A 13843-nucleotide genomic window follows, 5' to 3' on the forward strand; every position below is an offset into this window, starting at 1 on the left:
GGCATAGGCGATGTCGCGCGGTCAAGATCAATCTATCATCCCTTCACCCTGCAGGTAGCCTTTTTTCCGTGGATCGGGCATGAGAATGGCGGCGATCAGCGCAATTACCATCATTGCGGTCACGTACCAGAAGAACCAACTCTCGTGACCGATTGACTTGAACCAAAGCGCGAAATATTCCGCCGTTCCGCCGAAGAGCGCATTGCCGATCGCATAGGCGAAGCCGACACCGAGTGCTCGTACCTGTGCCGGGAACATTTCCGATTTTACGATACCGCTAATGGACGTGTAGAGACTGACGACTACAAGGGCGCCCGTGACGAGGAAAAAGGCGCTGTATGCGTTGGTGGTGCGTCCTATGACGGTGAGAAATGGAACGGTCGTCAGAATGGAAAGGCCGGCCCATAAAAGCATGGAATTGCGCCTGCCGATCCTGTCAGACATGGCCCCGAAGAGCGGCTGCATCAGCATGTAGACGAACAGGACCGTCGTCATCGTCAGGCTTGCGACCTCCTTGTCGAAGCCGGCGGTATTGACGAGGTATTTTTGCATGTACGTGGTGAACGTGTAGAAAATCAGCGATCCCCCGGCAGTGTAGCCGACGACGATGAGAAACGCGCGTAAATGGTTGCGCAGGAGGCCACTCAGCGTCCCCGCCTCCTGCATCGTGCGGGTCTCTTCAGTCGACGTCTCCTGGAGCGAGCTTCGCAGATAGAGCGCGATCACGGCTGCCACACCGCCGATAGCAAAGGGAATGCGCCAACCCCATGCACGCAGCTGCGCTTCGTCAAGGAACTGCTGTAGGATGACAAGGACGAGCACGGCGAGCAGCTGGCCGCCGATCAGGGTGACATATTGAAATGAGCCGAAGAAACCGCGGCGACCGGCAAGCGCTACCTCGCTCATATAGGTCGCGGTCGTGCCATACTCGCCGCCCACAGAAAGCCCCTGGATGAGGCGCATGAGAAGGAGCAGAAGCGGCGCGAAGATGCCGATCGAGCTGTAGGTCGGCAAAATGGCGATAACAAAGGATCCGCCGCACATCATGGTGACCGAAATCAGCATCGCACGCTTGCGGCCCACCCGGTCGGCAATGCGCCCAAACAACCATCCCCCGATCGGTCGCATGAGAAAGCCCGCAGCAAAGATAGCAGCAGCATTCAGCAATTGACTGGTCGCGTCGCCTTCCGGGAAAAACTCCGACGCGAAATAGAGTGCTAGGAACGAGTAGACATAGAAATCATACCATTCAACAAGGTTGCCCGAAGCACTCGCCATGATTGCAAAAACGCGTCGCCTCGTATCTGTTGCGTCAGGCGATAGGGGAACTGAAGTCATGGGCTCTCCGAGTTCGAAAGGTGTTGCCGAAGCGGGTTTATCAACCACACGTTGATTAATTAATATCAGTTGCAGAATGCCACACGTCAGGGGAGAGCGAAACCATTATTTTGCACGGTACCTGGTGCTGATCACGGAGTGCTACTCCAAGTAATCGATCTGATCTTCCTCCGGTCGCGTCTCGCGCCAACGGCAACGCGGGCTTCGGTCCGGCATCGCCTTTCTCAAGGATGACATTCCTCCACCCGGCACGAGCGCGTCCACCAACGGAAAGACAATTTGACGCCGCGGCTGACTGACGCGGAAGTCTGCCACAGGGCCGAAATTCTCAGACGTAGCGCGTTCGGCGACAACATCAACGCACACCGTGAATGCCTTAGAGTGTCACCAGCCCGGGAGATTCCTGGACGACCGATATAATTGTCACCGCCAAGTTCTGAAGAACCGGGCGATGGCCGCGACAACCGAAGAACGTTGTTAAATGGTGGACGGAAATCGTCCCTTTTAACGTCAGAGCTGATCATCTCGTAGGCACTTCGCGTCCCGAACCGACGGCGCGTCCGAAATATGGCCGCCGCTCCGTTTCGCTTGCTCTTAGGGAATGACGGAGCCTCAACAGGTCCTTGCGGGCTACGAGGCCGACGAGCTGGCCGTTATCGGGATCGACGATTGGAATGCGGCCGGCATCGGCTGCCAGCATCAGATCGGCAACGTAGCCGGCCGTGTCATCGGGGTGAGCAAGCGGCACGGAGCTATCAGACACCAGATCGGAGAGCGGCTGACTGCGCTCCACACGTTCCTGCTGCCAGCGCAGAGCGTCACCGCGCGACATCAGACCCTTGAGGATGCCTAGGTCATCGACCACCGGATAGACCCGGTGCGCCTTCGATCGCGTGGCAAAAAAATCGATCGCCTCCTCGGCGGTCATATCGGCCCTGAGGCTATCGACCTTGGAGATCATGACGTCACGCGCGCGGGCAAATTCGAAGGGATCAATGCCATATTCGCGGGTGATGTGCTGGCCACGGCGGGCGATTTTTTCCGTCAGGATCGAGCGGCGCAGCAGGAGAACGGTGACCGCGTAGGCCGCCACCGTTGCCGCCAGCAGCGGCAGCAGCGCCTGGACATCGCCGGTCAGTTCGACGGCGAAGAAAGTGCCGGTCAGCGGCGCTCGCATCGTGCCGCCCATCATCGCCGCCATGCCGAGCAGCGCCCAGAAGCCCGGATCGCCCGGCAGGACAAGTCCGACAAGCCAGCCGAGCGCACCGCCGAAAATCAGGAGCGGCGCCAGCACGCCGCCCGAGGTGCCCGATGACAGCGCCACGAGCCAGATCGCCGCCTTGACCAACAGGATGGTCAGCACCGCTTGTGGCAGCAGGCTGCTGTTCAGGAGACCATCGATGATATCGTAGCCGACGCCGAGAACTCGCGGTTCTATGAGCCCGCCAAGCCCGATGATCAACCCGCCCAGCGCCGGGCACCACATCCAATGGATGGGCAGCGCTTCGAACAGGTCTTCAATCTTGTAAAGAAGCGTTGTCAGGATGCCCGACTGCAGGCCGGAGAGGATGCCCATTCCGGCGCAGAGCAGGATACCCCACCAGGGCAGATCCATGTGGAATTGTCTTGGAAAGAGAGGACCGGCTTCGAACAGGAAAGGGCGCCAGCAGATCGACACGCAGGCGGCGACGGCGACAGGAATGAAGCTGCGCGGCTTCCATTCGAACAGCAGTAGTTCAACGGCCAGCATGATCGCGGCGATCGGCGAACCAAAGATCGCAGTCATGCCTGCCGCGGCACCGGCGACCAGCAGCGTCTTGCGCTCGGCCGAACTCAGGTGAAAGCATTGGGCAAAGAGCGAACCAATCGCGCCGCCGGTCATGATGATCGGGCCTTCAGCGCCGAAAGGGCCGCCGGTTCCGATCGAGATTGCCGAGGAAATCGGCTTCAAGATCGCCACCTTTGGCGACATCCGGCTGCCGCCGATCAGGATCGCCTCGATTGCTTCAGGAATGCCGTGGCCGCGGATCTTCTCCGAGCCGAAACGAGCCATCAAGCCAATGATAAGACCGCCGAGAACCGGGATTACTACCATCCAGACCGAGCGCGGTGCCGCTGCCAACGAGACGGCATGGGTACTAAGGCGGCCGAACCAGACAAGGTTGGTCACCAGCGAAATGAGGCTGACCAGCACCCAGGCGGCAAAAGCGCCGCCGGTGCCGACGATCAGCGCCATGCCGATCAGAGCGATAACGCGCTTGTCGGTGGTGAAGTCTCCGGCTTCGCGCCGCGAAAGGCCGCCCATGAAATCATGCGGCCGGTGGGTATTTTGTGGGGACATGGGGGATCCTGTTGACAGGCTGGCAATGAGGCGCCAGATATATCGTATTACGATCTAATGCAAGTCATGCTTTGAGGAGCAGGCCGATGCCTAAGGAAGCCCTGTCAGAGACCGAATATGAGGCACTTGCCAATCTGAGATATCGGATCCGCAAATTCCGCCAGTTCAGCGCCGGGGTGGCCAGTCGTCTCGGCCTTTCACCACCGGAGCATCAGGCGCTTCTCGCCATCAAGGGGTTGGGGATCCGTGGCGAAATGAGCGTTTCCAGCCTCGCGGAAAAGCTGTTTCTGGCGCCTGCCTCGGCCACGGAACTGACGGAAGGATTGAAAGCCCGCGGCTTTCTGACCGTCGTCGTCAAGCCGAAGCGCCGCATCGTTGTTCGATTGACAGATCAGGCGGAAGAGCTATTGCGTCGACTGACGCCTGCCCATCTTTATGAGATCCGGGAAATGGCGCCGGAGTTGATGCAGGCGCTGCGCGCGCTGCAGGATCACCGACGGATGGAGATGGCGGCATGGATGCAATGATCTTGCCGGCGGCAAGCCAATGACGGCAGGGGATTGATGGCCACGAAGCAGATGGACGATCTGACGGATGCCGATTACGAGGCGCTGTCCAACCTGCGCCATGCACTGCGCCAGTTCATGGATTTCAGTGCCTCGGCCGCCCACGAAGAAGGATTGCCGGTGCAGCAGCATCAGGCCCTGCTCGCCATCAAGGGCCACCACGGCGAGGAAGCGATGTCGGTCGGCCTGCTTGCCGGGCGGCTGCTGATCGCGCCGCATTCGGCAACCGAACTCGTCGGCCGGCTGGTGGCGGCGGGACATGTGTCGCGCACCGTCGATCCCAACGACAAGCGCCGCCACACGCTTGCGCTGACCCAGAAGGCCGAAGCGGTCCTCAAACGGCTGACGGCTATTCATCTGAGCGAGATTCGCGAGATGGCGCCACGGCTGATTGCCATCCTGCACGGCCTCCAGGATGGAGTTGAGCTAAATGGTCGCGCGAACATAGGTAGTCAGAAAAGCAATCCGTTTGAAACATGGATGTCAAACGTAAAGAGTCGATAGCCGCACCTCTTACTACGGGATCCGATGCAAGAAGCCTCACATCAGGGCGGCACATATATACCTCGATGTCTGTATCCGAGGCATTTGCGTGGGGGCCGCTGTCGACCTGGTCTATCAAGGCGGCTTTTTCGTGTGGCGTTAGCCAAGTCGATAACTTTATCAAGAAGACGGCCAACAAGCTCACGAAGGCAGATAATCTTCGTGTTTGGGTGCTGACGGCGGAGGCAACGCTCATTCGATCTATTACGACGAACTACCGGAGAAATTCGCCCGCAATCGTCCGGGACACGGCGCGATACCTGCCGCGTACATCTCCATGGTCGGTCGCGACGAACGATTCACAGGCGGTGGATACGGCGGCATTCTTCTTGCCGATTGCCTCCAACGGATTGTCCGAATTGCGGAGCAGATCGGCACGGCCGTCATCGTCCTGGATGTACTCGAGTGCGGAGACCCCGGAAAAACGCAGCAGTGCAAGGACCTCTATATCGGATACGGGTTTCAGCCTTTTCCCTCTATGCCGATGCAGATGTTCCTGCCTGTTGCAACGATCAAGGATCTCGTCGGTTGAGCCCGCGTCTTTAACTTTATGCCATAATGTCAAACATGAGTGGACAATCAGAGACAAAACTAAAGCAGCTTCTCCAGCAAGTCCCCCCTGGCTTCCTGGTGCATTCGGGATGGATGGCGCGTCATGCCATCTCGAGGCAGTCCGTCTCAGGCTATGTCAAACAGGGCTGGCTCGAGCCGGTCATGTCGGGCGTGTACCGCCGCCCGTTTTCCTCGGACACCAATCCAGAAGCCGTCGGAGGCTGGAAAATACCCCTGCTCTCGGCCGTCGGGCTTATGAGGCATAAATTTCATGTCGGTGGAGCAAGCTCCCTCGCCTTGCGGGGACATGCTCATTACCTGTCGTTCGGCGGCGAATTCGCCCTCTATCTCTACGGATCCGATATCCCGGCATGGCTATCGAAGCTGCGGACGGACGCCGATGTGAAGACCAGGAGCCACGTCCTGTTCGGCGAAGGAGCGATTGGCGTTGAAAACGCGGATTTCGACCTTTCCAACGACGAGGATCCGGAGCTGGCACAAAGCCCATGGCGCTGGCCGATGCCGATGTCCTCACCCGAACGAGCGATCCTCGAAATGCTCGACGAGGTTCCGAAGGGCGAAAGCTTCCACAAGTTGGACGTGGCGTTCGAGAGCCTTGCCAATCTGCGCCCGAGACTGCTGACGACGCTCCTCACCCTATGCCGAAGTGTCAAAACGAAACGCCTCTTCTTCGTGTTTGCCGACAAGCATAATTATGCCTGGCGCCGGCACATCGACATCTCCTCCGTCGATCTAGGCAAGGGTGACCGGGCGCTGACGCCGGGCGGCCGGCTGCACCCTGTCTACCGCATTACAGTCCCGGCCGACTTGATGCCAACGGAGACCCCGAATGGCATGGGCGCCAACGATAAAATCCGGCAGGACTCCCGTACGAGAACCACCGGCTCGACGATACCGTGTGAATACTTTTCCGGCGAGAAATAGCGCGGCTCGCGGAATGGGCGCGACTACCAGTCCCGCTTCGTCTATGAACGTATCAAGTTCCTCGATCCGCTCATAGCGAACCGCAAGTTCGGCATCGACTACATCATTGATCAACAATCGACCGGCAAGACTGGCCGTCTCAAGTTGCTCGACCGACCAGTCTGCCCAGGTCGAGTCATTGGTCACAAGATCGAGCAAGACATTCGTGTCGACAAGCGTCACGCTTCATCACGCGTGAGTGCCATGATCGCATCCGTATCGAGCCCTTTTCCGGCATGCCCCCGAAGCTTTTGAAAGCGGCTGGCAGGTTGCTGTCTATCAGCCCTTGTCAGCACTATGCTACCATCCGCAGCTCGACGGAAGTCGACCTCGCTTCCGGGCACAATGCCAAGCAGTTCTCGCACCGCTTTCGGGATTGTCACCTGTCCCTTGCCTGTTACTGTCGTTGTCATGCTGTGCGCCTCGTAGTACCTTTCCTTGATTGGGTATTGCTGTCTGATTCCGATTTCAAGATATTTGTCCCATCCGACTATTAGCCGGAAACCGCTCAAAACTAAGCGGTTAGCTAATGGCGTCAGGTCTGAAGTTCCAGGGCATGAACGCCTCATTACACGTTGCGAACATGGAATGTGCGTTCGCAATCCTTACCTATGCTCGCGCGCAGTGCCCGTTCCCCAAACGACGGGCGGAGGTCGGCTTCCCCGACATCTTGTGTTTGGGCAAGCCCACCGCCCTAGTCCGCCGGACTTTCCTCATCAGACAAACGGTGGGATCGCCATCGCCAGCGGAAGAAAACTCCATTAAGGTTTAAGCTTGCATTATTCGAGTGTTCCGCAGATCGGTAGTTGATTGTATTCGTGAAGCGACCAAAGGCGGCCTTTCGGCAATCTCGGCTCGGCGGCCTGCCGCGACAATGGTCTGACATTCCGGCAGAATGCGCGCGGTGGTGATACGGATGTGAAGGCACATTCTCTCAATCGCATCCTCGTCAACACGGACGGCAGCTGGCCGACGACCGTGGTGACGGAGAACATGCGCGCCTAGCAGATCAACAATCAGCTTGATAGCCAGTTCGATACCGGCAGCGTCTCCCACACGCTGCTCGGGGGCTCGATTACACTTGGGTCTTGTCTGACTTCGCCATGGGCAGCTAAGGCATCGGGATTCGCCGGCGCCACAAAGCTGAAATACTTCAAATCGTTGGCCTCCTCTGCGGCGGCGGGAGCCCCTCCGAAGCCGCGTTGCGACAAAGTCATTACGGCAGGCTATCCAAACCGAAATTGCTCCTAGATAGTTCCACTGTATCTGGACGAATGGAAAAGCACCTATGGCAACTGGACTTCTCGCACTGCTCGATGACGTCGCCGCAATTGCGAAACTTGCGGCTGCGTCACTGGATGATATCGCCGCTCAAACAGCAAAAACAGGTGCGAAAACGGCGGGAGTCGTGATCGACGATGCGGCGGTAACACCGAGATACGTGGTTGGCCTGTCGCCAGCGCGAGAATTGCCAATTATCGCGAAGATCGCCCTCGGATCCTTGAAGAACAAGCTTCTCTTTCTTCTGCCGGCGTGTATTTTTCTCGGCTACTTTGCGCCTTGGGCGATCACGCCGCTACTGATGGTCGGGGGCGTTTATCTTTGCTACGAGGGAGCCGAAAAGCTCTATGAAGCGATTGCCCCACACGACGCGCACAAGCATGAGGCGGCAGTGATGGGAACATCCGACCCGGTCGCGTTGGAAAACCAGAAGGTCGCGGGCGCAATCAGAACGGACTTTATACTCTCAGCAGAAATCATGGCACTAACCCTCGCGAACGTCGCCGCTTCCAATATCTACACGCAAGCTGCTGTCCTGGCGTCCGTCGGCATCCTCATCACCTTGGCCGTCTACGGCGTTGTCGCCCTCATTGTGAAGGCGGACGACATAGGGCTCGCGCTCGCTACTTCCTCAGTCGGCTTGGTCAGAGCGTTCGGCCGCGGCCTCGTTATCGGCGTCCCCTTGTTTCTCAGCATCCTCGCAATGATTGGGACCGCCGCCATGCTCTGGGTGGGCGGCAGCATTCTCGTCCACGGAATGGCCCAACTGGGCTTCCATGGACCGGAACATTTCATTGACACGATTGCAGTCGGCGTCGGTGCCGTGTCGGCCTATCTCACGGGGGTTCTGCATTGGACGACCACATCCGCGCTTCAGGCAGTGCTGGCGATTTTGATCGGCGGCATGACCATTGTGTTGGTGCATGTGTCGGCCCGGTTGATCAGGCGGTTCCGACCTCAAAATCCGTGAGTGGGTGTCACTTAATTCTTTCTCGAGTGGCCGCTTCGGCGAGCTCCGCCGGCGTTTCGATCAATAGATCCGCGCCGGCGTGTTCCAGCTCCTCTTTCGTCCCGTAGCCCCAAAGGACGCCAATCGATCGGATTCCGTTCGCATGCGCACCGGCGATGTCGTACCGGCGATCCCCAACCATGACGCAGCGATCGCGGTCGAGGCCGTTCTCCCGCAGGATATGGGCGATCAGTTCCGGCTTATGGTCGATATCGCCAGTCGGCGTCGATCCGTAAATTCCGGCGAACTGCGAATCCAGCCCCTTATTCTCAAGGATTCTACGCGCGAACGTCTCGCGCTTCGACGTGGCCAAATACAGCCTTGCGGACCGGCTCATTGCCCGCAGAGCCTGCGGTATCCCGTCATAAACCTCGCTGAGGAGCAGGCCGCCAGCCCCGTAATCCTGCCGGTAGGCATCGACAGCTTCTGCGACGCGATCATCCCCTAATTGCTTAAGAAGGTAAGACATGACGTCTTCAATCGGTGGACCGATGATCGATGCGATGTGCATCGCTGGATCGGTTGCATGCCCGAGCGCGCGCAGAGCAGCACGGCAGCTTGAGAGGATGCCGGGTTCCGACGCGATCAGCGTCCCATCGAGATCAAGCAGGATTGCGGAAGGGTCAGATACCACCAGGCAGTTCTCCGTTGAGTTCCTGAAGGGGCAATAGCGGAAGTGAAACCGAAATACACCCCCAAGAAACCACGCCAGATGGAATGGCGCCGCTCGGCAACGCGGACCGGTGAGAAATGAGCAGCTCCCGGCACCGATGGGCGTCCTTAAAACCTCAGTCGAGCAGAATGACAACTCGGGTCTCGTTCACACAACCCGGTGCAGCCGGTCGAAGTCGGTGTCTCAATCGGCACCGACCCATACAGACCACTGCTTGTGTTGTCACACGCTAACCGAGGCAGACTGCCTATCGTCTATCGGCGCCCCACGAAGTCCGCCATCCGACGGATCAGGAATGCGCCGACCGTGGCGCCGGCGTCCTGCAGACCGACGGTCTTTTCCTGGAATGCCGCCGCCTTGCCGTGCTGTGCCAGCATGGACTTTGTGGCTTCCAGCGCCTGTTCGGCAGCCTCGGCCGTGACGCTTAGAGCGTCTGGAAGCGCTGAGCCCGCAGCAGCATGCGCCTCCAGCGTCGTCGCGACAGGATCCAGCACGTCGAGCAGGGTCTTGTCGCCAACCTTGGCCTTGCCACGCTCGGCAACACCATCGCGGTAAGCCCGCCAGAACGCTGCCATGTCGGCGGTATCCAGCGCTTCCTTGCCTTCCACCGCCTTGCTTGCCCGGAGAAACCCTGTTGCCGTCAACGTGCCCATCGTGGAGGGAGCTGTACGTGCCATGGTCGCCCCGGCGGTGCGCAGAAGCTTGGCTATACCGGCTGCCTCGCCTTCAGCGTCCAGCGCTTCCGCCGCGGCCGAGAAGGACTTGCTCATGGTAATGCCGAGGTCGCTATCGCCTACCTTGCCATCAAGCGCGATAAGGAACTCGCGCTGTTCGGCAAATAGCTCCTTCCAGCTCTTGAAGAGGTCGATAATGTTCGCGGCGTTCAATGTCTGTAGCGTCATGGTCTCACCCCGCGATGTGCTTGAAGAACGGCGTGCTTGCGGGAGCCGCGACGAGGCGATCCAGCTCTTCGTCAAGATGCAGGATCGAGATGGAGGCGCCTGCCATTTCCATCGACGTGGCGAACTCGCCGATCCAGACATGCTTGGCTGTGACGTTGCGTGCTTCCAGAAGCTGCGAGACGCGGCGGAAGAGGATATAGAGTTCCTCCAGTGGCGTACCGCCGAGTCCGTTGATCAATACGGCGACATTGTCGCCGGACTTGTAGTCGGTTTCGGCAATGATGCGCTCCATCATCTCGTCGACGACAGCATCGGCAGGCGCGAGCTTCTTGCGGCTGATGCCGGGCTCTCCATGGATGCCCATTCCGATTTCCATCTCATCTTCTCCGATAGAAAAGGTGGCATGGCCGATCTCGGGAACGACGCAGCTGGAAAGCGCGACACCCATGGTGCGGGTGCGCAGGCGGGCCTTGTCGGCAACACGCGTGACCTCGTCCAGTGAAAGACCTTCTGCAGCGGCAGCGCCCGCAGCCTTATAGATGAAGAAGATGCCGGCGACACCGCGACGCTTGTGTTCTTCACCCACGACCGAAGAGGCAACGTCGTCGTTGCCGACGACCTGTTTGACGGCGATGCCGTCGAGATCGGCGAGTTCTGCCGCCATGTCGAAGTTGATGATGTCTCCGGTATAGTTTCCATAGATGTAGAGCACGCCGGCGCCCTGATCGATGTGTTTTGTGACCTGGTACATCTGCTCTGCGCTGGGTGACTGGAAAACCCCACCGACGGCCGCGCCATCAAGCATTCCGTCGCCGACGAAGCCGAGGAAGGTAGGCAGGTGACCGGAGCCCCCACCGGTGGCGATGCCGACCTTGCCTGTCTTGGCCCTGGCGGCGACGAGGCAGCGCAGGTCACCAGCTGTATAGGTGACGGCGGGATGGGCTTTGTAGATGCCTTCGAGCATCTCGTCGACGAAGTTGACGGGGTCGTTCAGGAATTTTTTCACGGGGGTCCTCCGGGACTGGGTTATTTCTTACGCTGGCGCGTGACGAAGAAGGCGGCCGCCAGCAAGATAAAGCTGCCGACGACGAGGCGCTGCCAGGTGCTGGGAATACCGACCATGACGAGCACGCTGTTGAGCACGACGATCAGCAGCACGCCGAGAAGAGTGCCGAGGACCGTGCCCGTGCCGCCGGTGATGCGCGCCCCTCCGAGCACGACGGCGGCAATGACGTTGATCTCGGTGCCGACGAGATCGAAGGGGTTTGCCTGCCGATTGGCGCAAACATGGATGATGCCGGCTAGACCGGCGAGGGCGCCCGCATAGCCGAACAGGAAGACATGCACGGTGCGCAGGCTGTAACCGAGACGGCTTGCGATATCGGCATTGCCGCCAACGGCAAAGATTGCACGGCCCATCAGGGTGCGGTTCAGAATCCACCAGGTCACGAGCGCCGCGACGGGCAGAACGAGGAAGTAGAACGGCAGTGTGATGAGCGCGCCATTGGCGGACTGAAACTGGACGAGCGGCATGCGGCCGAAGGCGCCCATCTGCGGTGGCAGCGACATGATCCAGACTGTGCCGATGAACGAGAGCAGGAAGCCGCGGAAGAGATACTGTGTGCCGATGGTCACGATCAGCGACGGCACCTTCAGGTGATGGACGAGCAAGCCGTTGATGATGCCAAGCACCGCGCCGCCAAGTGTCGCCATCAGAATGACGACGACGATGGGCAGGCCTGGCAGGTAGCTCTGCACCAGTACCGTCATCGAGTACATGGTGAAGGCCGCGATCGCGGTGAAGGACACATCGATGCCGCCCGCCGCAAGGATAATGAAGACCCCGAGCGCGAAAAGCCCCATGACCACACTGGCGCGGCCGATATCAATGAGCGTCGATGGCTGCAGGAACGCCGGGTTGGCGATGGCGACACCGACAACGATCGCTATCAGGAGGAGGAAGGTGATGGTCTCTGGGCGACGGCGCACCAGCTCACCGAAAGTGAAGGAACGCGACGGGCCGTCGGCACCGTGGAGTTCATCGGTTCGTGAAGCGTTCATTACACGGTCTCCGTCGTAGTCGCCAGCATCGCCTTGTAAAGCTGGTCTTCAGTTGCCTGCTCCGCATCCATTTCCGCGACCACTCGACCGCCGTTCATGACGAGGATGCGGTCTGCGTTCTGAAGGAGTTCCGGCAGGTCGTCGCTGACAATGATAAGACCCATGCCGGCTTCAGCGAGCCCCTGGATGACGCGGTAGATCGTATCCTTGGAGCCGACGTCGACGCCGACGGTCGGTCCGTGCAGCACGAGTAGCTTGGGCGCGATGCTCAGCCATCGGCCGATCAGTACGCGTTGCTGGTTACCACCCGAAAGCGCCCCGACCGGCAGGTCGAGATTCTTGGTGTTAAGCCGCATTTCCTCGGAGAGCCGGGCTGCGATGGTGCGCCCCTCCTGTCGATCGACGACGCCGAAAGAATTGGCAAGGCGCGAGACGATAAGAGCGATCTCGTTTTCAAAGATCGACTTGCCGAGGAAAAGGCCTTCGGCGAGCCGGTCCTCCGGCACATAACCGATGCCTCGCTCGATCGCCTCGGCGGGCGAGCGTACCGAAACGGTCTGACCCTCGATCGTCACCACGCCGCTTGTCGCGGGTGCGACGCCGGTGAGTGCCATGGCAAGTTCATTGCGGCCGGAATCGGCAAGACCAGTAATGCCGAGGATTTCACCCTTTTTGATCGAAAAGCTCATCTCCCGCACGCCATCAGCAATGAGGCGGTCGACCTTGAGAAGTTCGGCATCGGACGGCTTGCCCGTACGATAGCGCTGAGCGTCGATGGATCGGCCGGTCATCAGCTCGGCCAGTTCCTTCTTGCTGTAATTCGCGATGGGGCCCTGGGCGACGCACTGGCCATCACGGAAGACGACAGCGTGGCCCCCGATGCGGTAGCATTCATCAAGCTTGTGGGTGACGAAAAGTACTGCGACATTTTCGGAGCGAAGGCGCTCGACAACACGAATGAGATTGTCCACCTCGCGACGCGTCAGGGACGTGGTCGGTTCGTCCATGATGACGAGCTTGGCGCGGGTCGCAATGGCCCGTGCGATGGCGACGAGTTGGCGGGACGCAAGCGGCAGATCGGAAACGATGGTGTTCAGGAAAGAACGGTCGGTCGGCAGCCCAGCGGCGGCGAGCGCCCGTTCGGCGGTCTCCTTCAGTCGCTTGCGGTCGAAGAGGCGCGCCAGGCGGCCGTTGCCATTGACCAACTGCTCGTTCAGCGCGACGTTTTCGGCGACTGTGAGGTTGGGCAGAAGCGACAGGTCCTGGTAAACCGTCTCGATACCGGCAGCCAGCGCCTGGATCGGCGTCAGCGACGAAAAGGTCTCACCATCGAGGATGATCTCACCCGAGGTCGGTGCGTGTGCCCCGGACATGATTTTGATGACAGTGCTCTTGCCGCACCCGTTCTCACCGAGAAGGTGGTAGGCTTCGCCCGGCTGGAGCGTCAAGTCGATGCCACGCAAGGCATGAACGCCGCCGAACCTCTTCTGGATGTTTCTAAGTTCAAGGAGCGCAGCCGAATGCTGCGCGTTATGTGCTGGTGCCGCCACGGAAATTGTCCTCATGCTGACCGGTGCGTCGTTGCGCCGGACG

Annotated in this window: 13 protein-coding genes and 1 pseudogene; 5 read left to right on the forward strand and 9 right to left on the reverse strand. The window is 59.6% G+C overall.

Translation table 11 applies throughout. The annotated features are described in order from the left end of the window. Positions 1 to 27 precede the first annotated feature (27 nt). Together AS026_RS07610 and AS026_RS07615 are read right to left on the reverse strand one after the other, a co-directional pair. Positions 28 to 1338, reverse strand: a complete 1311-nt coding sequence (locus AS026_RS07610) for an MFS family transporter (protein WP_062369254.1) — start codon at positions 1336 to 1338, stop codon at positions 28 to 30. A gap of 520 nt (positions 1339 to 1858) precedes the next feature. After that, positions 1859 to 3679 carry a chloride channel protein gene (locus AS026_RS07615; RefSeq protein WP_062369255.1) on the reverse strand — a complete coding sequence of 607 codons (1821 nt, stop codon included), beginning with the start codon at positions 3677 to 3679 and terminating at the stop codon, positions 1859 to 1861. Positions 3680 to 3765: 86 nt separating this feature from the next. Between AS026_RS07615 and AS026_RS07620 the strand changes: the two genes are divergently transcribed. The 4 genes from AS026_RS07620 to AS026_RS07635 all read left to right on the forward strand — a co-directional run bounded on the left by AS026_RS07620 (position 3766) and on the right by AS026_RS07635 (position 6285). Beyond that, the gene (locus AS026_RS07620; protein WP_062369256.1) at positions 3766 to 4206 is read left to right on the forward strand and encodes a MarR family winged helix-turn-helix transcriptional regulator; all 441 of its coding nucleotides are present in this window, start codon (positions 3766 to 3768) and stop codon (positions 4204 to 4206) included. A 51-nt stretch (positions 4207 to 4257) separates the two neighbouring features. Then, a complete protein-coding gene (locus tag AS026_RS07625) occupies positions 4258 to 4749 on the forward strand; it encodes a MarR family winged helix-turn-helix transcriptional regulator (RefSeq protein ID WP_245307386.1) in 492 nt (163 codons plus the stop codon). A gap of 205 nt (positions 4750 to 4954) precedes the next feature. Continuing rightward, a complete protein-coding gene (locus tag AS026_RS07630) occupies positions 4955 to 5320 on the forward strand; it encodes a GNAT family N-acetyltransferase (protein ID WP_245307385.1) in 366 nt (121 codons plus the stop codon). A gap of 35 nt (positions 5321 to 5355) precedes the next feature. Next, entirely contained in the window at positions 5356 to 6285 is a 930-nt protein-coding gene (locus AS026_RS07635; RefSeq protein ID WP_100248138.1) for a type IV toxin-antitoxin system AbiEi family antitoxin domain-containing protein, read from the forward strand. Here the strand turns inward: AS026_RS07635 and AS026_RS39465 are convergent. Together AS026_RS39465 and AS026_RS07640 are read right to left on the reverse strand one after the other, a co-directional pair. Next, positions 6193 to 6507: pseudogene (locus AS026_RS39465) on the reverse strand (type II toxin-antitoxin system VapC family toxin); the annotation flags it as partial. The gene AS026_RS07635 and the pseudogene AS026_RS39465 overlap by 93 nt on opposite strands. Next, the gene (locus tag AS026_RS07640) at positions 6504 to 6737 is read right to left on the reverse strand and encodes an AbrB/MazE/SpoVT family DNA-binding domain-containing protein (RefSeq protein ID WP_062369297.1); all 234 of its coding nucleotides are present in this window, start codon (positions 6735 to 6737) and stop codon (positions 6504 to 6506) included. The gene AS026_RS07640 and the pseudogene AS026_RS39465, both read right to left, overlap by 4 nt. Positions 6738 to 7612: 875 nt before the next feature. Here AS026_RS07640 and AS026_RS07655 point away from each other — a divergent pair. Then, a complete protein-coding gene (locus AS026_RS07655) occupies positions 7613 to 8575 on the forward strand; it encodes a DUF808 domain-containing protein (protein WP_062369260.1) in 963 nt (320 codons plus the stop codon). Between the two features lie 7 nt (positions 8576 to 8582). On the opposite strand, the gene AS026_RS07660 is transcribed toward AS026_RS07655, so the two are convergent. The 5 genes from AS026_RS07660 to AS026_RS07680 all read right to left on the reverse strand — a co-directional run bounded on the left by AS026_RS07660 (position 8583) and on the right by AS026_RS07680 (position 13815). After that, positions 8583 to 9248, reverse strand: coding sequence for an HAD hydrolase-like protein (locus AS026_RS07660; protein WP_062369261.1), 666 nt, complete (start codon positions 9246 to 9248; stop codon positions 8583 to 8585). Between the two features lie 293 nt (positions 9249 to 9541). Further along, complete coding sequence (locus tag AS026_RS07665; protein ID WP_062369262.1) at positions 9542 to 10189, reverse strand: dihydroxyacetone kinase family protein; 648 nt, start codon at positions 10187 to 10189, stop codon at positions 9542 to 9544. A gap of 4 nt (positions 10190 to 10193) precedes the next feature. Further along, positions 10194 to 11195 carry a dihydroxyacetone kinase subunit DhaK gene (locus AS026_RS07670; RefSeq protein WP_062369263.1) on the reverse strand — a complete coding sequence of 334 codons (1002 nt, stop codon included), beginning with the start codon at positions 11193 to 11195 and terminating at the stop codon, positions 10194 to 10196. 20 nt (positions 11196 to 11215) lie between these two features. Then, positions 11216 to 12250: an ABC transporter permease gene (locus tag AS026_RS07675; protein ID WP_062369264.1), complete on the reverse strand. Its 1035-nt coding sequence runs from the start codon at positions 12248 to 12250 to the stop codon at positions 11216 to 11218. Next, positions 12250 to 13815: a sugar ABC transporter ATP-binding protein gene (locus tag AS026_RS07680; RefSeq protein ID WP_205634454.1), complete on the reverse strand. Its 1566-nt coding sequence runs from the start codon at positions 13813 to 13815 to the stop codon at positions 12250 to 12252. The genes AS026_RS07675 and AS026_RS07680 overlap by 1 nt, the downstream gene beginning before the upstream one ends. Positions 13816 to 13843: the final 28 nt, after the last annotated feature.

This window comes from Rhizobium altiplani (genome assembly GCF_001542405.1).
Taxonomy (GTDB): Bacteria; Pseudomonadota; Alphaproteobacteria; order Rhizobiales; family Rhizobiaceae; genus Rhizobium; species Rhizobium altiplani.

Excerpts from the sequence above, each read along its gene's own strand:
- AS026_RS07665 (WP_062369262.1), bottom strand. The coding sequence starts at position 10,189 with ATGACGCTACAGACATTGAACGCCGCGAACATTATCGACCTCTTCAAG.
- AS026_RS07615 (WP_062369255.1), bottom strand. The coding sequence starts at position 3,679 with ATGTCCCCACAAAATACCCACCGGCCGCATGATTTCATGGGCGGCCTT.
- AS026_RS07635 (WP_100248138.1), top strand. The coding sequence starts at position 5,356 with ATGAGTGGACAATCAGAGACAAAACTAAAGCAGCTTCTCCAGCAAGTC.
- AS026_RS07620 (WP_062369256.1), top strand. The coding sequence starts at position 3,766 with ATGCCTAAGGAAGCCCTGTCAGAGACCGAATATGAGGCACTTGCCAAT.
- AS026_RS07625 (WP_245307386.1), top strand. The coding sequence starts at position 4,258 with ATGGACGATCTGACGGATGCCGATTACGAGGCGCTGTCCAACCTGCGC.
- AS026_RS07680 (WP_205634454.1), bottom strand. The coding sequence starts at position 13,815 with ATGAGGACAATTTCCGTGGCGGCACCAGCACATAACGCGCAGCATTCG.
- AS026_RS07610 (WP_062369254.1), bottom strand. The coding sequence starts at position 1,338 with ATGACTTCAGTTCCCCTATCGCCTGACGCAACAGATACGAGGCGACGC.
- AS026_RS07675 (WP_062369264.1), bottom strand. The coding sequence starts at position 12,250 with ATGAACGCTTCACGAACCGATGAACTCCACGGTGCCGACGGCCCGTCG.
- AS026_RS07655 (WP_062369260.1), top strand. The coding sequence starts at position 7,613 with ATGGCAACTGGACTTCTCGCACTGCTCGATGACGTCGCCGCAATTGCG.
- AS026_RS07640 (WP_062369297.1), bottom strand. The coding sequence starts at position 6,737 with ATGACAACGACAGTAACAGGCAAGGGACAGGTGACAATCCCGAAAGCG.